Annotated in this window: 16 protein-coding genes and 1 pseudogene; 8 read left to right on the top strand and 9 right to left on the bottom strand. The window is 68.1% G+C overall.

Annotated elements, in window-relative coordinates; all coding sequences use genetic code 11:
- Window positions 1-31: 31 nt before the first annotated feature.
- On the top strand, window positions 32-1324 hold the full coding sequence (aroA, locus tag C458_RS05775) for a 3-phosphoshikimate 1-carboxyvinyltransferase (RefSeq protein WP_008574016.1): 1293 nt from the start codon (window positions 32-34) through the stop codon (window positions 1322-1324).
- A gap of 66 nt (window positions 1325-1390) precedes the next feature.
- Window positions 1391-2632, top strand: a complete 1242-nt coding sequence (locus C458_RS05770) for an alkaline phosphatase family protein (RefSeq protein ID WP_008574014.1) — start codon at window positions 1391-1393, stop codon at window positions 2630-2632.
- On the opposite strand, the gene C458_RS05765 is transcribed toward C458_RS05770, so the two are convergent.
- A complete protein-coding gene (locus C458_RS05765; protein WP_008574002.1) occupies window positions 2621-3151 on the bottom strand; it encodes a DUF6653 family protein in 531 nt (176 codons plus the stop codon). The genes C458_RS05770 and C458_RS05765 overlap by 12 nt on opposite strands.
- Window positions 3152-3257: 106 nt before the next feature.
- Between C458_RS05765 and aroC the strand changes: the two genes are divergently transcribed.
- From aroC to C458_RS05735, 6 genes and pseudogenes are all read left to right on the top strand, one after another.
- Window positions 3258-4466: a chorismate synthase gene (gene aroC, locus C458_RS05760; protein ID WP_008574000.1), complete on the top strand. Its 1209-nt coding sequence runs from the start codon at window positions 3258-3260 to the stop codon at window positions 4464-4466.
- Between the two features lie 199 nt (window positions 4467-4665).
- The gene (locus C458_RS05755; RefSeq protein ID WP_008573999.1) at window positions 4666-6561 is read left to right on the top strand and encodes a 2-oxoacid:acceptor oxidoreductase subunit alpha; all 1896 of its coding nucleotides are present in this window, start codon (window positions 4666-4668) and stop codon (window positions 6559-6561) included.
- 3 nt (window positions 6562-6564) lie between these two features.
- Window positions 6565-7503 carry a thiamine pyrophosphate-dependent enzyme gene (locus C458_RS05750; RefSeq protein WP_004043633.1) on the top strand — a complete coding sequence of 313 codons (939 nt, stop codon included), beginning with the start codon at window positions 6565-6567 and terminating at the stop codon, window positions 7501-7503.
- Window positions 7504-7620: 117 nt separating this feature from the next.
- A pseudogene (locus C458_RS05745) lies at window positions 7621-8041 on the top strand (Lrp/AsnC family transcriptional regulator).
- Window positions 8042-8160: 119 nt separating this feature from the next.
- Window positions 8161-9483, top strand: coding sequence for a DNA polymerase IV (gene dinB, locus C458_RS05740; protein WP_008573997.1), 1323 nt, complete (start codon window positions 8161-8163; stop codon window positions 9481-9483).
- 62 nt (window positions 9484-9545) lie between these two features.
- Window positions 9546-11312, top strand: coding sequence for an ATP-binding protein (locus C458_RS05735; protein WP_008573994.1), 1767 nt, complete (start codon window positions 9546-9548; stop codon window positions 11310-11312).
- Window positions 11313-11365: 53 nt separating this feature from the next.
- Here the strand turns inward: C458_RS05735 and tpiA are convergent, their stop codons facing one another.
- The 8 genes from tpiA to hisC all read right to left on the bottom strand — a co-directional run bounded on the left by tpiA (window position 11366) and on the right by hisC (window position 17422).
- Complete coding sequence (gene tpiA / locus C458_RS05730) at window positions 11366-12010, bottom strand: triose-phosphate isomerase (RefSeq protein WP_004043637.1); 645 nt, start codon at window positions 12008-12010, stop codon at window positions 11366-11368.
- A 150-nt stretch (window positions 12011-12160) separates the two neighbouring features.
- Window positions 12161-12682, bottom strand: a complete 522-nt coding sequence (locus C458_RS17805) for a multiprotein bridging factor aMBF1 (protein ID WP_081597081.1) — start codon at window positions 12680-12682, stop codon at window positions 12161-12163.
- Between the two features lie 104 nt (window positions 12683-12786).
- On the bottom strand, window positions 12787-13224 hold the full coding sequence (locus C458_RS05715) for a hypothetical protein (RefSeq protein WP_008573985.1): 438 nt from the start codon (window positions 13222-13224) through the stop codon (window positions 12787-12789).
- A 54-nt stretch (window positions 13225-13278) separates the two neighbouring features.
- Entirely contained in the window at window positions 13279-14700 is a 1422-nt protein-coding gene (locus C458_RS05710) for a PAS domain-containing sensor histidine kinase (RefSeq protein WP_008573983.1), read from the bottom strand.
- Window positions 14700-14885, bottom strand: a complete 186-nt coding sequence (locus C458_RS05705) for a hypothetical protein (protein WP_008573978.1) — start codon at window positions 14883-14885, stop codon at window positions 14700-14702. Before C458_RS05705 ends, C458_RS05710 begins: the two co-directional genes overlap by 1 nt.
- A gap of 340 nt (window positions 14886-15225) precedes the next feature.
- Window positions 15226-15828, bottom strand: coding sequence for a CDP-alcohol phosphatidyltransferase family protein (locus C458_RS05700; protein WP_008573977.1), 603 nt, complete (start codon window positions 15826-15828; stop codon window positions 15226-15228).
- Window positions 15825-16340 (bottom strand): adenylate kinase family protein, encoded by a 516-nt coding sequence (locus tag C458_RS05695; protein WP_008573976.1) that lies wholly within the window; start codon window positions 16338-16340, stop codon window positions 15825-15827. Before C458_RS05695 ends, C458_RS05700 begins: the two co-directional genes overlap by 4 nt.
- Window positions 16337-17422 carry a histidinol-phosphate transaminase gene (gene hisC / locus C458_RS05690; protein WP_049897004.1) on the bottom strand — a complete coding sequence of 362 codons (1086 nt, stop codon included), beginning with the start codon at window positions 17420-17422 and terminating at the stop codon, window positions 16337-16339. The genes C458_RS05695 and hisC overlap by 4 nt, the downstream gene beginning before the upstream one ends.
- Window positions 17423-17500 lie beyond the last annotated feature (78 nt).

Below are 17500 nucleotides of genomic sequence, written 5' to 3'. Positions count from 1 at the left end.
CCTGATACCGGACCCTGCCGACCCCTCGCGTATGGACGCCCACGTCACCCCGTCTCGGGTCGCCGGACGCACCCGAGCGCCGCCGTCGAAGAGTTACACCCACAGAGCCGTCCTCGCCGCGGGTTACAGCGACGAGGCGGTCGTCCGCGACGCGCTCGTCAGCGCCGACACCGAGGCGACCATGCGCGCGGTCGAGGCGTTCGGCGGGTCGGTCGACCGCGACGGCCAGACGGTCGAGGTCGCCGGCTTCGGCGGCCGCCCGGGCACGCCCGACGACGTGATCAACTGCGAGAACTCGGGGACGACCATGCGCCTCGTCACCGGCTGTGCCGCCCTCGGAGAGGGTCTGACGGTCCTCACGGGCGACGCGTCGCTCCGGTCGCGCCCCCACGGCCCGCTTCTCGACGCCGTCTTCGACCTCGACGGCCGCGCCGAGAGCACGCGCCGAAACGGACAGGCCCCGCTCGTCGTCGGCGACGGCATGACCGGCGGCACGGTCGAGATTCCCGGCGACGTGTCCTCGCAGTTCATCACGGCGCTCCTCATGGCCGGTGCGGTCACGGAGGAGGGCATCGACGTGGAACTCACGACGGAACTCAAGTCCTCGCCGTACGTCGATATCACGCTCGAACTCCTCGCCGACTTCGGCGTGGAAGCGACCCGGACTGACGCCGGCTTCTCGGTCCCCGGCGGCCAGTCGTACGCCCCCGAAGGCGGCGCGTACAGCGTCCCCGGCGACTTCTCGTCTATCTCCTATCTGCTCGCGGCCGGCGCGGTCGCCGGCGCGGAGGGCGAAGACGTTGTCATCGAGGGCGCGCGGCCGTCCGCGCAGGGCGATAGCACCATCGTCGACATCGTCCGCGACATGGGCGCGACGGTGGACTGGGACGAGGACGCCGGCGAACTGGTGATCTCCGCGGCCGACCTCACGGGCACGACCGTGGACGTGGGCGACACGCCCGACCTGCTGCCGACCATCGCGGTCCTCGGCGCTATCGCCGACGGCGACACGGTCATCGAGAACTGCGAGCACGTCCGGTTCAAGGAGACCGACCGCGTGAGCGCGATGGCCGAGGAACTCGCGGAGATGGGCGCGAACGTCACCGAACAACAAGACAGGCTCACGGTTCACGGCGGCGAGACAGACCTCGTCGGCGCGGCGGTCGACGGCCGCGGCGACCACCGCATCGTCATGTCGCTGGCCGTCGCCGGCCTCGTCGCGGACGGCGAGACGACGATTGCGGGCAGCGAGCACGTCGACGTGTCGTTCCCGAACTTCTTCGAGGCGATGCGCGACCTCGGAGCCGACATGACCGAGCACTGAAGGCGCGACCCCACAGCGACCCGCACGGACGGAACTTTTTTCGCCCGCCCGCACGCCGACGGTGGTATGTTCGACGCCGACGCGCAGGCGCTCCGCGAGCGACAGTCGGACGGCGAGTACCTTCTGCCGGCCTACGACGACTGGTGTTTCTCGCGGATTCCGGGGACCATCGCAGACCTGCTCGGCGCGGACGCCGACCCGCGACTCCCCGCGCCGGCGACCGACGGCTACGACGGCGTGTCGCGCGTGGTCGTCTTCCTCGTCGACGGCTTCGGCCTCGCCCAGTGGGACGGCGAGCGCGACCGGATTCCCTTCCTCCGGGAGTTCGAGCGCGCGGGCCGGGTCACGCCGCTCACCACCGTCTTCCCCTCGGAGACGGCCGCCGCGCTGAACACGTTCCACTCGGGGGCGCTCCCGGCAGAACACGGCGTCGTCGGGTGGTACGTCTACGACCCCGACGCCGACGAACAGTTCGAAGCGCTTCCGTTTCTCAAGAGCGACGGGACGCGACCCGAGGGACTCGACTTCGAGGACGTTGCGGACGCGGACCCGATATACCCCGCGCTGGCGGCGGCGGGCGTCGAGACGCACCACGTGACGCCGTTCCCGTCGGCGGAGACGGTCCCGCACACCTACGACTCCGAGGACCTCTCGACGTTCTCGGACGCCTTCACCGAGGCCGCCGAGGAGGCCGCGGACCCGTCGTACATCTTCGCGTACCTCCCCCAGACCGACGCCGTGGCCCACGCCGAGGGCGTCGACTCCGAGGCGTACCGCGAGACGGCCGCAGAGACCTTCGCCCGCGTGGAGAACGCGATAGCGACGCTCGCGGAAGCGACCGACGAAGACGGCGCGGGCGAGACGCTCGTCTGCGTCACCGCCGACCACGGCCTCGTCGACACCGACCCCGAGCGCAACCCCGACCTCTCGAAGCCGCCGTTCGACCTCGTTTCGGACCTGCGGACGCTCACTGACGGGACGCCGATTCGGTTCTCGGGGAGTCCGCGGAACGTCCACCTCCACCTGAAGGAAGACCGAATCGACCCGGTCTACGAGACGCTCACGGCGGAACTGGACGCGAGAGTCCTTCGGAGACGAGAGATACTCGACGCCGGCCTGTTCGGCCCCGACCCGTCCGAGACGTTCACGCGGCGACTCGGTGACCTCGTGGTCGTCCACCGCGACCTCGGCGTCTGGTACGGCGACGAGGACGGGGGGAAACTCGACTTCGTCGCAATGCACGGCGGCCTCCACCCCGACGAGATGCTGGTTCCGTTCGCCACGGCGACGCTCGACTCACTCCGCTGAGTCGGCGTCGGGGCCGCGACCCGTCACGCCCGTCTCCTTCACGACGGCGTCGACCCACCAGAGTTTGAGGACCATCACGCCGAGCGTGCCGAGGAGCGTGCCGACCGGCCTGCGTCGAATCGCCGCGACGACGGCGTAGACCGTGACCGGGACGTTGAGCACGTTGAGCACGTTCGGGTAGTCGAACCCCATCGTCCCCCGCCCGGCGTCGAGCCACGCGCGCTCTGCGAGGACGATTCGACTGAGGTAGTTGTCGGTGCGCGCGGGCCGCGGGAACAACACCGGGTTGACTGCGGTGAAGGCGACGGCGGCGAGAAAGAGCCGGCGGTCCCGGCGGTAGACGGCGTACATCAACACCGGGGAGACGAGGATGCGCGTGCCGGCGCTCCACGGGTTGGCGTGGCGCTCCCAGAACGTCGCTTCGAAGCGGTCGCGGAGGCCGGAAGCGGACGCGTCGGCGGCGGCGGGGTCGGAGTCGAGAGCGGAGGCGGCGGGGTCGGTGGAGGGCGGTGAATCCATACGCTCGGTTCGTCCGCGTCGAGCATGAACGTGGGGGCGCCGAACCCCCGCCCACGATTGCACCTTTCTACAAACACTAAATGGGCGGCCACCCGAGGGGCGGGGAATGAACGGCAACGAATTCGGTCGTCTCTTTCGGATGACCACCTACGGCGAGAGCCACGGCGACGCGATGGGGGTCACGATATCCGGCTGTCCCGCCGGCGTCGAACTCTCGGTCGAAGACGTACAGGCAGAGTTGGACCGACGGAAGCCGGGTCAGTCGATGATTACGACGAGCCGCGGCGAACCGGACGCCGTCGTCGTCAACTCCGGGGTACAGGACGGCTACACGACGGGCACGCCCATCGGGATGGTCGTCCAGAACAAGGACGCCCGCTCGGGCAAGTACGAGCCGTACGTGACCGCGCCGCGGCCCTCCCACGGCGACTTCACGTACTCGGCGAAGTTCGGCACGCGCAACTGGGGCGGCGGCGGGCGCTCCTCGGCGCGCGAGACGGTGAACTGGGTCGCCGCCGGCGCGGTGGCCAAGCAGGTCATCGAGCAGAGCGACCACGACATCGAAATCAAGGCGCACGTCAACCAAATCGGTGACGTGGAAGCGCCCGAGGTCTCCTTCGACGACTTGCGCGAACACACCGAGGAAAACGACGTTCGCTGCGCGCACCCCGAAACGGCGGCGGAGATGCAGGAGCTCATCGAGGAGTACCAGAAGGAAGGCGACTCCATCGGCGGCTCGATTTACTTCGAGGCGCAGGGCGTCCCGCGCGGCCTCGGCGCGCCGCGGTTTGACTCCTTCTCCGCGCGACTCGGACAGGCGCTCATGTCGGTGCCGGCGGCGACGGCGTTCGAGTTCGGCCTCGGCCGCGAGGCCCGCGAGTGGACCGGCCACGACCGAAACGAGAACTGGGAATTTGACGAGAGCGAGTCGCAAAGCGACTCGGAAGACGCGAGCGGTGACGAACCGCGAGCGCACGGCGACCCCCGACCCGTCGGCAACAACCACGGCGGCATTCAGGGCGGCATCACCACCGGCGAGCCGGTGTACGGCGAACTGACGCTCCACGCGCCCACGTCCATCCCGAAGAAACAGCAGACTGTGGACTGGGAGACCGGCGAGGAAAAGGAGATTCAGGTCGTCGGCCGGCACGACCCCGTGCTCCCGCCCCGCGGCGTCCCCGTCGTCGAGGCGATGCTCTACGTGACCGTCCTCGACTTCATGCTCCTCGGCGGACGTATCAACCCCGACCGCCTCGACGGGCAGGCCGGCGAGTACGACACGCCGTACCACCCGTCGAGCCCCGACAACGAGTAGCGAACCCGATTCCGAGTTATCGTTCACTCTATTCCGCGGGCGTGACAGTCCGTTCGTCCACTTTCGACGGTGGGAGAGTGAGCCAGTTTAACAATATTAAGACCTTCATTATCTTTACTTGTTAATCCATAGCAAAGTCTTTAATCGGACCCTCCCCAACTTTTCAGGTAGCGCCCCAGCGGGGCCGTGAGCTCAACATATGACTGACCACGAACTTATCTGGCGTATCGCAGGGGGTTCCGGTGACGGTATCGCCTCGACGAGCCAGAACTTCGCCAAAGCCCTGATGCGAGCGGGGCTACACGTTTTCACGCATCGACACTATCCGTCGCGCATCCGCGGTGGCCACACGTACACGGAAGTGCGCGTCAGCGCCGACCCCGTCAAGTCCCGCGGCGACGGGTACAACTTCCTCCTCGCGCTCGGTGACTCCTTCGCCCGCAACCCGAGCGAGGGTGCCTACTACGGCAACGAGGAGATCAAGCCGCTGTCGGAGAACCTCGACGAACTCGACGAAGGCGGCGTCATCGTCTACGACTCCGGCCTGCTCGACGCCTCCGAAATCGAGGACTTCGACGAGCGCGTCGAAGAGAACAACTGGCACGTCTACGACATCGACCTGCGCACCATCGCCCGCGAGCACGGTCGCGAGGTCATGCGCAACACCGCCGGTGTCGCCGTCACGTGCGCCATCGCCGGCATCGAACCCGACGTCATCAAGAGCCTGATGTCGGACGCGATGCCCGACAAGATTCTCGAACCCAACCTGACCGTCTTCGACGACGCCTACGAGATGGTCCAAGAGGAGTACGACATCGAGGCTCCCGACGTGTCCGCGCCGACCGGCGAACACGACGAAGAGCAGGTGCTTCTCTCCGGCTCCGACGCCATCGCGTACGGTGCCATCGACGAAGGCTGCCGCTTCATTGCGGGCTACCCGATGACCCCGTGGACGGAAGTCTTCACCATCATGACCCAGAACCTCCCCGAACTCGGCGGCATCTCCGAACAGGTGGAGGACGAAATCGCCGCGGCCGCGCTGGCAATCGGTGCCTCTCACGCGGGCGTCAAGGCGATGTCCGGGTCGTCCGGTGGCGGCTTCTCGCTCATGTCCGAGCCGCTCGGTCTCGCGGAAATCACCGAGACGCCGCTCGTGCTCGTCGAGGCCATGCGCGCCGGCCCCTCGACGGGGATGCCGACGAAGCCCGAGCAGTCCGACCTCGAACACGTCCTCTACACCTCGCAGGGCGACTCCCACCGCATCGTCTTCGCACCCGGCAACGCCGCCGAGGCGTACTCCCAGACGCGCAAGGCGTTCCAGATCGCCTACGAGTACCAGATTCCGTCCATCGTCCTCTACGACCAGAAGCTCGGCGGCGAGCTCTCGAACGTCCCGGCGTCGGTCTTCGACGAGGAGCCGAACGCCGACCTCGGCTCGGTCCTGACGGAAGCGGAACTCGAAGACGCGCCGCACGACGACTCCGGCAAGTACCAGCGCTTCCAGCACGACACCGAAAACGGCGTCTCGCCGCGTTCGCTGCCGGGCCAGAAGGGCGGTCGCTACCTCGCCACGGGTAACGAGCACATGCCCGCGGGTCACATCTCGGAGTCCCCCGAGAACCGCGTCGCGCAGATGAACCGCCGCATGCAGAAGGTCGACAACATCCGTGCCGAACTCGACGCCGACGGCGAGTTCAACACGGTCCACGGCGACGAGGACGCCGACCTCGGCCTCATCACCTTCGGCAGCCAGCAGGGCACCGTCGAAGAGGCCGCCGACGTTCTCAACGAGAAGGGCCACTCGGTCAAGGTCCTCGGCGTCTCCGAGATGATGCCGTTCCCGAAACAGCAGGTCGCGGAGTTCCTCGACAGCGTCGACGAGGCGCTCGTCGTCGAGATGACCGCCTCCGCCCAGTTCCGCGGACTCATCTCCAAGGAACTCGGCGGCTACGGCGACCAGATGTCGAGTCTCCTCAAGTACAACGGCAACCCGTTCGAGCCCGCCGACATCGTCGAGGGCTTCGAGACGGCGCTCCTCGAAGGCGAGGAGCTCCCAGACAACCGCACGAAGTTCGTCCCCAAGGTGGGTGAATAAATCATGAGTGCATTCAGCGCAATCGGTGAAGAAACGGAGCAGGACCAAAACGAGTTCACCCCCGGACTCGAACCCCAGCCGACGTGGTGTCCGGGCTGCGGTGACTTCGGTGTCCTCAAGGCGCTCAAAGGCGCGGCGGCCGAACTCGGCCTCTCGCCCGACGAGATGATGGTGACGACCGGCATCGGCTGTTCCGGCAAGCTCAACAGCTACTTCAACAGCTACGGCTTCCACACCATCCACGGCCGCTCGCTGCCCATCGCCCGCGCCGCCAAGCTGGCGAACCCCGGCCTGACCGTGGTCGCCGCCGGCGGCGACGGCGACGGCTACGGCATCGGTGGCAACCACTTCATGCACACCGCCCGTGAGAACCACGACATCACCTACATCGTGTTCAACAACGAGATCTTCGGCCTCACGAAGGGCCAGACCTCGCCCACGTCGCCGATGGGTCACAAGTCGAAGACCCAGCCCCACGGCTCGGCCAAGACGCCGCTGCGCCCGCTGTCGATGTCCCTGAACGCCGGGGCGTCGTACGTCGCGCGGACCGCGGCCGTCAACCCGAACCAGGCGAAGGACATCATCGTGGAAGCCATCCAGCACGACGGCTTCTCCCACGTCGACTTCCTCACGCAGTGTCCGACGTGGAACAAGGACGCCCGTCAGTACGTCCCGTACATCGACATCAACGACTCCGACGACTACGAGTTCGACAACACGAACCGCTCGGAGGCCTCCGAGATGATGTTCGAGACGGAGAACGCCCTCCACGAGGGCACCGTCCTCACCGGTCGGTACTACGTCGACGAAGACCGCCCGTCCTACCAGCAGGAGAAACAGCGCATCGGCGAGATGCCCGAAGAGCCGCTCGCGGAGCGCTACTTCGACGACTCCTACGAGTGGGAGCGGACGTTCGACAACTTCCTCGACAAGCACAAGTAACGCCGCCGACGCCGTCTCGGCGCTCGGTTTTCGGCCGGTAGCCGCTCCGGTTCGATGTGACCGAGAACCCTTTTCGGATTCGCAAGATATTTTTCTCCCGTAGGAAAACCAACGGGCATGGAAACCACGTCCACGGAGGGACGCATCCTCGCGGTCTTGGAGGAAGACGCGAAAGCGTCGTACGCCCAGATTGCAGACCGGGCGGACGTGTCGAAGCCGACGGTTCGGAAGTACATCCGCAAACTCGAAGACGACGGCGTCATCATCGGCTACTCCGCCGACATCGACCCGAAGAAACTCGCCGGACAGTCCATCGCCATGGTCGGCATCGACGCGACCAGCGAGCGCTACGTCGAAGTCACGCGCATCCTCAAGGAACTCGACTCGGTGGAGGCGCTCTACACCNTCCCTCGCGCCATCAGAGATGTGTATAAGAGACAGCGGCGACTCCCTCGGCGACGTCATCTCCGACGAGATTCTGTCTATCGACGGCGTCACGGCTGCACACCCCTCGTTCCTCCAAGAGCGACTGAAGTAACGCGACCGGCTCGGCCGAGAAGCCGACGACCGCGACCGACTCGCCGCGTCCGTTCCCTCCCGCTTTACTTTCGCCGCGCTATCTGAAGCTTCAGGTGCGTCGCGCCCGTCCACTCGACCATGGCGGAGGAGACGCTGCCGGGCACGGCCGACGACGACGACGGTCCCGACAGCATCGTCCTTCACGTCGACATGGACTGCTTTTACGCCGCCTGCGAGCGCCTGCGCGAACCCGAACTCGAAGGCGAGCCGGTGGTCGTCGGCATGGGCTACGAGCCCGGCGAGGGCCACGGCGCGGTCGCCACCGCGAGCTACGAGGCCCGCGAGTTCGGCGTCGAGAGCGCCCAGCCGATTTCGACGGCGCTCGAACGCCTCCCGCGCATCGACGACCTCGGCTCCGACGACGACCCCGCGGCGGCGGGCCGCTACCGCACCGTCGACCTCGAGTTCTACAAGCGCGTCGCCGCCGACGTGAAGGCGATTCTCCACGACTGCGCCGACGTGGTCCGCGAGGTGAGCATCGACGAGGCCTACCTCGACGTGACCGACCGGACCGCGTGGGACCTCGCGGCCTCGGGCGACCGGACGCTGGCGGAGGGCTTCGCCCGCTACGTGAAACAGCGCATCGCCCGCGAGGTCGGCGTCGCGGCCTCCATCGGCGTCGCGCCGAACATGTCGACCGCGAAAATCGCCTCCGACTTCGACAAGCCCGACGGGCTGGTCGTCGTCCGCCCCGGCGAGGTTCGGTCGTTCCTCGAACCGATTCCGGTCGAGGAGGTCCACGGCGTCGGCCCCGTGACGGCCCGGAAACTCGGGTCGCTCGGTATCGAGACGGCGGGCGACCTCGCCGCGGCCGACGCGTCGGTCCTCGAAGCCGAGTTCGGCTCCCGCGGCCGCGAACTCCACGAGCGGGCGCGGGGCTACGACGACCGGGCGGTCACGCCGACGGGCCGGCCCAAGAGCCTCTCGCGGGAGTCGGCGTTCACCGACCCGACGGCTGACATCGAGGACAAACGAGAGGTCGTCCGCGCCCTCGCGGCCGACGTGGCCGACCGCGCGCGCTCCCGCGGGGCGATGTACCGGACCATCGGCATCAAGGTGGTCGTCCCGCCGTTCGACATCAACACGCGAGCAACGTCGCTTTCCGGGCCCGTGGACGACCCCGAACTCGTCGAGTCGGTCGCGCTCGACCTGCTCGACGCCGAGTTCGCGGAGACGACCGTCCGAAAACTCGGCGTCCGCGTCTCGAAGCTCTCCTTCGCGGACGCCGACCAGTCGAGCCTCGACGGCTGGGAGTCCGCGGAGGCGGGCGAGACGGGCGGCGACGGCGACGAGCGCGTGAGCGACGACCGAGCCGACGACACCAGCGACGACGAGCCCCCGAAGGCCGGGGGTGGAGACCGCTCGCACGAGGGGCAGTCGTCGCTCGTCGAGTTCGACTGACTCCGGGGACCGACGGGGCGAGGGGGAGGAACTATGGCGTCCGAGGGAGTCCACCAAATCGGATGACGGATTCGGACACGGAAACCATCTCGGTCGCCGAGATCAGCGACGGTCCAGGGGGAGAGGGAACCGAAGAACCGGGGACGACGGTCGACCTGCCGGTGGTCGACATCCTCACCGGCCGGGGGTTCGTCACGGGCAAGTCGGGGTCGGGCAAGTCGAACACGGCGTCGGTCATCATCGAGAACCTGCTGTCGGCGAACTTTCCGGTTCTCATCGTCGACACCGACGGCGAGTACTACGGCCTCAAACAGGAGTTCGAACTGCTCCACGCCGGGGCCGACGACGAGTGCGATATCCAGGTGAGTCCCGAACACGCCGAGCGACTCGCCACGCTCGCGCTCGAACAGAACGTGCCTATCATCCTCGACGTGTCCGGCTACCTCGACGACGCGGCCTCCGACGAGCTGGTGACGGAGGTCGCAAAACACCTCTTCGCGAAGGAAAAGAAGCTCAAGAAGCCGTTTTTGATGCTCATCGAGGAGTGCCACGAGTACATCCCCGAGAAGGGCGGGATGGACGAGGCGGGCAAGATGCTCATCAAAATCGGGAAGCGCGGCCGCAAACACGGCCTCGGCGTCGTCGGCATCTCCCAGCGCCCCGCCGACGTGAAAAAGGACTTCATCACCCAGTGCGACTGGCTCGTCTGGCACCGCCTCACCTGGCGCAACGACACCAAGGTCGTCGGGCGCATCCTCGGGTCGGAGTACGCCGACGCCATCGAGGACATGGGCAACGGCGAGGGCTTCCTCGTCACCGACTGGTCCGAGTCGATTCGGCGCGTGCAGTTCCACAAAAAAGAGACGTTCGACGCGGGCGCGACCCCCGGCCTCGACGACTTCGAGCGCCCCGACCTGAAGTCCGTCGACGGCGACCTCGTCTCCGACCTCAAGGAGATATCCGACGAGAAGGCGAGACAGGAGAGCCGCATCGCCGACCTCAGACAGAAAATCGACAAGAAGGACGCTCGGATCCGACAGCTCGAACGGGAGTTAGAGGAGGCGCGGGACCTCTCGCGGATGGCCGACCAGTTCGCGCAGGCGATGTTCCAGAAGGCCGAAGCGCCCTACCGCGGCGGCGACGGTCGCAACCTCAACCGCCCCGCCGACAAGCAGGCCGCCCTCGGCGAGTACAACGGAAGTGCCGACGGCGACGTGGGGGACGCGGCTGCCGACGCCGACTCCGGCGACGACGGGGCCGCAGACGCGGACGCGCCACCCCGACAGCTCGAAGCGCCCTCCGGACCGCCGTGGCCGACTCACGGACTGCTCTCCGAGCGCGACGAGGCGGCGGCCGACGGCACGGGCGGGCCGAGCGGCGCGGGCGCGGCGAGCGAGGCGGCCCCGCCGGCCGGCGACGAGTCGTGGCTGGCGGACGCCGAGATGGGCGACTTCCAACCGGCCGAACTCCATCCCGCGCCGGGCGCGGAGAGCCGCCGCGATGTCGTCGACCGCATGACGGCCATCATCGACGCGTTGGGTGACGCCCACCACGGGATGCTCGCGCACTACCGCGAGCGCGGCGTCTCCGACCCGTTGGCGGCCCACGTCGCCGCGGGCGAGACCGGCGACCAGCACCTCGCCTACGGGCGAAATCGGTCGCTTCGTCGGGCGGGATTCATCAGACACGCCGGCCGCGGGAAATACGAGTACGCCCTGCCGGACCTCGTGAGCGACGAGTACGCGGACCTCTTGGGCGACGACGAACTTCGGGAGACGGTCGCGGCTATCGAGGCGTCGTTCGTCGAAGAAGCGGCCGACGGCGAGTAGCCGCGAGGCGCGGAGACCCGAGCCGTCGGTCGGAAAGAACTTTTTTGACGCGCTTACAGCCCGGAGACGAGGTCTTCGAGCGCCGCGCGCGGGTCGTCGGCCTTGGCGACGCCGGAGGCCAGCAGGATGCCGGACGCGCCGAGTTCCTCGGCGGTCACCACGTCGTCGCCGGTCGAGATGCCAGCGCCGCAGTAGACCTCCACGTCCTCGTCCACGTTGGCCGCGGCGTCGACGGCGTCGGTGACGATGCCGGGGTCGGCCGTCGCGACGGAGACGTCGCCGCCGATGAGTTCCGGCGGCTCGACGGCGACCGAGTCGGGGCCGAGCGCGGAGACCGCGCCGATTTGGGCGGGGTTGTTGGCGCAGACGCAGGTTTCGAGGCCCGCTCGCTCGGCGGCCTGGACGGAGCCGTCGATGTCGGCGAGCTTCAGGCGCTTTTCGGAGTGGTTGATGAGCGTGCCGACCGCGCCGGCCTCGGCGACGGCCTCGGCGAGGGTGCTGCCGGTGTGGCTGCCGTGGCCGTTCGGGTCCACGTGCTGGGCCCACGTCTCGACGCCGGTGTCCGCGACGCGGGAGATGTCGGCCGCCTGCGGGGAGACGGCGATGCGGACGCCGGACGCCTCGGCCACGTCGCGCGCGGCGGTGGCGACTTCGATGGGGTCACACGGGTACGCCTTGAGGTTGACTAGGATGAACACAATCGAACTCGCGTCCGGCGAGACTAATAGATTGGTTTTCGTGGACGCGATTGCCACGAGACGGCGTCTCGCGGGCGGAAAAATCGTGATAAACGAAACGGAGACGCAGGCGCGTCGTTTCCGCGACGGGTCGGCGTCGGGGGCTTCCGATTAGTCCTTGCGCTTGACGACGTCGCCGAGGGTGGTGGTCGTGGAGCCGCCGCCGGACCACTCGGAATCGTCGTCGCTCTCGCCTTCGACCAGCGAGATGTCGAGCTTGCGCTCGATTTTCTTCCGGACGGAGTCCGGCGGCATGATGTCGCCGCGTTCGAGCTTGCGGATGAGGCTCGCCTTCTCGTTGAGCGACTGGGCGAGCTCTTCTTGGCTCAGTCCGCGGGACTCCCGCGCCTGGCGGATGCGGTCGTCGTAGTCGGTCGCGATTTCGTCCATGTCGTCGAACATATCGCGGCGGCGCGTCTTCGACGACGAGGAGGAAGACGACCCCGAGGAGCGAGAGGAGTTCGAGCCCGACGAGGAGGAGGTGGAGTACTTCGTGCTCGCGCTGGAAGTCGACTCGGTGCGGACCTCCGTGCCGAACTCGGCGCAGTCGTCACACAGCTGCAGTTCTGCGCCTTCGACCTTCACAGTCTTCAGAGAGGCTTGGTCGGAGCCGCACATCTCGCACTGAGGCATACACTCACGTACCCGCCCGCCGCGTATAAAAGGCACGCCACCGGCCACCGAATCGACGCGGTCGGGTTGTGACGGAACCGTCCCCGGAACGCGGCCCTTCCGCCTTACTGGCGTCCGAGACGCTGCCGTACCTGCCGTCGGAGCGGTTCCGTGACGACGCGGTGGCCCCGTCGGTAAACGACGAGGTACGAGACGGGGAGCGCCGCGGCGAACGCGACGATGAGCCCGCGCCCCTGTGTGAACGGGTCCGGTGGGAGCGTGAACGCGCCGGCGACGTACGAGGCCACACCGGCGAGCATCACGGCGAGCGCGGCGCGTTCGGTCCTCGACGGCGGTCGCCGTCTCGACGACCCGCTGACGAAAAACAGCAGGTACGCGACCAGTCCGACCGGAACGAAGGCGACGAACGCCCCGAGGAGGTTCGGAAAGCCGTGGCCGCGGGCGGCGGCGTTCTGCGAGACCCAAAGCGACGTGGCGACGAGGACGACGACCGGAACGAAAAACAGCGTCGCCTCCGCGGGCGACGGAACGATGGAGGGCACGAATCCTCGTCGTTCGTGTCATCTAATAGTAGTTTTGGCGGGAGTTCGGGACAGTCAGCACCGCGCCTCGTCCGCCAGCGGGAGCGCCAGTCGGACGGTGCTCCACCCGTCGCGTCGGTCGTAGTCGACGCGGCCGCCCGCCGACTCGACGACCCACTTGACGACCCACAGCCCCAGCCCGGAGCCGTGGCTGAGTTGGGTGATGTCCTCGTCACCGAAGACGGCCGCCCACTCGATTTCGGGGATGCCGTCGCCGTCGTCGCTGACGCGGAGCGTCGCGTCGTTCTCGCAGCGCTTCGCCTCGATGCGGACCGTCACGTCCTCGGGAGTGTGTTCGAGCGCGTTCTCCACGACGTTGGCGAGCGCCTGCGTGAGTTTCGGCCCGGCGGACACCGGGAGCGACGGCGGGAGGTCGAGGTCGAACGTCGCCTCCGGGTACCGTGCTCGCCGGGACTCGATGACGGCCCGGACCGTCTCGGTCGCGTCGACCACCTCGTCGGGCCGCTGGTCGTCGAGGACCGCCGCGGCGGTCCGGGCCTTCTCGCTGACTCGGAGGAGCGTCTCCGTGTGGTCGGTGATTCGCGCCGCCCCGTGGTCGACGCGCGGGTCGGCCGTCGCTTCGCGTATCTCCTCGGCCATCCCGAGGACGACGTTCATCTCGTTTCTGAGGTTGTGCCGGAGGACGCGCTGGAGCACCTGTAAGTGCTCTCTGGCCCGGCGCTGGCTGGTGATGTCGGAGTAGATCGAAAAGCCGTACTGCTTCCCGTCGCCGCGACTGTACGGGATGCCGCGGTAGAGGAACTCGCGTCTGCCCCACGCGGTCTGCCGGGTGACGATGGCGTGGTTTGCCTTCCCGTCGGCCGTCCGCTGGTCGAAGTCGACCGCCTCGTCGTCGGCGTCCGGCGGGACGATGAAGTCGTTGAGCGACTCGCCGCGAATCTCGTCCGCGTCGTAGCCGAAGACGCTCTCGAACCCCGGATTGACCGCCCGAACGACCGGCTCGATGCCGACGATTTCGAACTCGATGACCGCGTCGTCGATGAGGTCGAACAGGTGGTCGAAGCGGTCGCGCTCGGTGTGCAGTCGCGCGGTCGTCGGTTCGGACGGCTCGCGACAGACCGCGCCGACGACCCGGTTCGCATCGGAGTCGGAGTCGAAGCGGTCGCCGTCCCCGTCCCCATAACCATCGCCGTCGCCGCGGTACGGGACGAACTCGAGTTCGATGTCGGTTTCGGCTGGCGCGTCCCCGACCGCCGGCCCGTCGTCACCCGCCGAGAGCCGACAGCGGCACCGACGGCTGTCCCACCCGCTCGCCCTTCGCACGGCGTCGAGCGTCCCGCGAACGTCCGGCCAGTCCCCGTCGCCGACGAAGTCGGAAAGCGGTCGCCCCCGGAGCGCCGCGGCGTCCGCGCCGAGATGCGCCGCGAACTCGTCGCTCGCGTGGATTACGGTTCCCGCCGCGTCGACGACGAACATCAGTCGCTGAGCGTCGCGTACGGCGGTCGGTCCCGCGTTCGGAGCCGGCGAGTCGCCACCGAGACGCCCGCCGGTTCGGTCACGAACTCGACGGACTGTGCCGCGCCGTCGCGGGCGATATCGGCTCCGCCGGCGCGTCTCGGGCCGCACCCCACGTCGAGAACTCCGTCGTGCGAGCGCGTCACGGCCGAACACGCTCCAGATTCAAAACTGAGGATAACCGAATCGAACGCCGGTATCGTCCCCGATACAGACGCTGTGTAGTATAATTCAATATCATTTGAGGACGGTAACTGGTGATAATCTCAATCATATAAATCTGGTTTAGCGGGCAACATCCACACCCGACGCGGGGCGGTCCCACTTGGTTACGGGAGAGAAACGGATGCTCGAGCGGACCGAAAGAGCGCGCCGCGGCGACCGGCTCGGGGTCGCGTCGCCCCGCGCCGAACTGAGTCGATTCGGGCGTGGTTGGCTGAGCCGAAGTTTGACGGGGTGGAGAAGGTCAGGTCAGGTCAGGTCAGGTCAGGTCAGGTCGCCCCACGCGCCCCAGAAGCGCTGGACCGCGGTGAGGTGGCCGACGACGGCGAAGAACACGAGGAGCCAGCCGGCGAGCGTCAGCCCGCCGACGGCGTCGGGGGAGACGGCGGACGCGAGGCCGACGAGGCCCATGAGCGCCAGTCGGTCGGCGCGGCCGACGAGGCCGCCGTAGGCGCGCCCGAGGCCGACCGCCTGAATCTGCGTGCCGAGGTAGGAGGTCATGAGGACGCCCGTGACGGCGGCGAGGCCCAGCGCGAACGAGTCGATACCGGCGGCGAGGCCGACGAGGACGACGATGTCGGCGTAGCGGTCGAGGACGTGGTCAAGCAGGTCGCCGGCCTTCGAGGAGACGCCCTGCTCGCGGGCGAGCGCGCCGTCCACGAGGTCGAGCCAGCCGTTACAGAAGACGAACACCGCGCCGAGTCCGTACCAAAGCGGGTCGGCGAGGCCGAAGGCGACGCCGGCGGCGACGGCGAACCCGAAGGCGACGACGCTCACGCCGTTCGGCGAGAGGCCGACGGCGTCGGCGACGGAGACGAACGGGGCGAGCAGCTTGTCGGCGGTGTCGCGGTACTGGTCGAGCGTCATAGGTAGTCGATGAAGTCGACGGTTCCCGCCGAGGGTTCGCGCTCGCCTGAGACGACCGCCGCGATGTCGTCGGCGACGGCGTCGGGGTCGCGCTCGGTCGTGTCGATTTCGTACACCGCGTCCTCGCCGTGGAACTCGACGGCCTCCCCGAGAATCACGTCCAGCGCCTCGGACTCGCGGTTCTCGCGCGCTTTGGCTCCCGACTCGCCGCGGTCGAGGAGGCGCTCTTCGAGTACGTCGGGCCGACACCGAAGCACGACCACGCGGTCGGCCTCGAAGTGGTGTGCGAGGTGGCTCTCGACGATGCCGTCCCAATCACCGAGCTCGTCGCGGGCGGCGTCGAGGTCCACGACGAGCGTGTCGCGGTCCTCGTCGCGCTCGGTCCACAGCCCCTCGTCTTTCACGAGTCGGTTGAGGTGGACCACGTCGAGGTCGAGGTCGAGGTCGGCGGCGACGCGCTCCGTCGCCGTGGTCTTTCCGGTGCCGGGCGTACCGGTGACGACGACTCTCACGCCGTCGGCACCTCCGAGACGATGCGGTTGAGCACGTCCACGGCGCGCTTGGTCTGGGCTTCCGTGCCGCAGGAGACGCGGATGCACTCCGGCAGGCCGAAGCTCCCGCAGTCGCGGACGATGACGCCCTCGCGCTGGGCGGCCTCGGTGACGGCCGTGGCGTCGCCCACCTCGACGAGGACGAAGTTGCCCCCGCTTTCCCACGTCGGCGCGTCGAGGTGTTCGCGGAGGTAGTCGCGGGACCACCGGGCCGACTCGACGGATTTCTCGACGTGTTCCTCGTCGTCGAGCGCGGCGAGCGCGGCGCGGCAGGCGACCTCGCTGGCGGCGAACGGCGTGTTCACGCGGGCGTAGGCGTCGGCCCACGCCTCGGGCACGCAGGCGTAGCCGATGCGGAGGCCGGCCAGCCCGTACGCCTTCGAGAACGTCCGCAGGACCGCGACGTTGTCGTACTCCGAGAGGAGGTCGATGGCCGACGGCTCCTCGGCGAACTCGCCGTAGGCCTCGTCGACGACGAGGAGCGTGTGCTCTTCGACCGACTCGGCCAGTTCGACGAGCTCCTCCCGCGGGAGCACGGAGCCGGTGGGGTTGTGCGGCGTCGTGAGGTAGACCATGCGCTCGCCGTCGTAGGCGTCGAGGACGAGGTCGGCGGTCTGTTCGAAGTCGTCGCCCTTCGACACCTCGTACTGGACGGCGTCGCCGTGGTGGTACCGGGCGCTCATCGAGTAGTACGAGAAGCCGGGCGACGGTTCGAGAATTCGGTCGTCCGGTTCGAGCATCGCGCGGGTCAGGTAGTCGATAGAGCCGTCCGCGCCGGGCGACACCCACACCTGTTCGGGTGCGAGGCCCCACTTGTCGGCGAGGCGTTCTGTCAGGTCCGTGTGGGCGGTTTTCGGGTAGACGCTCACGGTCGGCGCGGCGTCCTCGATGGCGGCGACCGCCTTCGGACTCGGGCCGTGGGGGTTCTCGTTCGAGGAGAGTTTCGTCAGGTCCTCGGGGTCCATCCCGAGTTCGCGGGCGACCTCCTCTGTCCCGCGGCCGGGTACGTAGGGAGCGTGCGCGGAGAGGTCCCGTGGTTGCATGGTCGGAAAATGCGGGTCGCGGTTCTTAAGCGTGCGTACTCCGGGTCGGACGAGGCGGTAGAGGATGCCGGATTCGAG

The sequence above is a fragment of the Haloferax sp. ATCC BAA-644 genome (assembly GCF_000336975.1).
Taxonomy (GTDB): Archaea; Halobacteriota; Halobacteria; order Halobacteriales; family Haloferacaceae; genus Haloferax; species Haloferax volcanii.
This window is presented reverse-complemented; position numbering and strand designations above follow the sequence as displayed.

Excerpts from the sequence above, each read along its gene's own strand:
- C458_RS05750 (WP_004043633.1), top strand. The coding sequence starts at position 6,565 with ATGAGTGCATTCAGCGCAATCGGTGAAGAAACGGAGCAGGACCAAAAC.
- C458_RS05700 (WP_008573977.1), bottom strand. The coding sequence starts at position 15,828 with ATGACGCTCGACCAGTACCGCGACACCGCCGACAAGCTGCTCGCCCCG.
- C458_RS17805 (WP_081597081.1), bottom strand. The coding sequence starts at position 12,682 with ATGCCTCAGTGCGAGATGTGCGGCTCCGACCAAGCCTCTCTGAAGACT.
- aroA (WP_008574016.1), top strand. The coding sequence starts at position 32 with ATGGACGCCCACGTCACCCCGTCTCGGGTCGCCGGACGCACCCGAGCG.
- hisC (WP_049897004.1), bottom strand. The coding sequence starts at position 17,422 with ATGCAACCACGGGACCTCTCCGCGCACGCTCCCTACGTACCCGGCCGC.
- C458_RS05735 (WP_008573994.1), top strand. The coding sequence starts at position 9,546 with ATGACGGATTCGGACACGGAAACCATCTCGGTCGCCGAGATCAGCGAC.
- aroC (WP_008574000.1), top strand. The coding sequence starts at position 3,258 with ATGAACGGCAACGAATTCGGTCGTCTCTTTCGGATGACCACCTACGGC.
- dinB (WP_008573997.1), top strand. The coding sequence starts at position 8,161 with ATGGCGGAGGAGACGCTGCCGGGCACGGCCGACGACGACGACGGTCCC.
- C458_RS05710 (WP_008573983.1), bottom strand. The coding sequence starts at position 14,700 with ATGTTCGTCGTCGACGCGGCGGGAACCGTAATCCACGCGAGCGACGAG.
- C458_RS05770 (WP_008574014.1), top strand. The coding sequence starts at position 1,391 with ATGTTCGACGCCGACGCGCAGGCGCTCCGCGAGCGACAGTCGGACGGC.
- C458_RS05765 (WP_008574002.1), bottom strand. The coding sequence starts at position 3,151 with ATGGATTCACCGCCCTCCACCGACCCCGCCGCCTCCGCTCTCGACTCC.
- C458_RS05755 (WP_008573999.1), top strand. The coding sequence starts at position 4,666 with ATGACTGACCACGAACTTATCTGGCGTATCGCAGGGGGTTCCGGTGAC.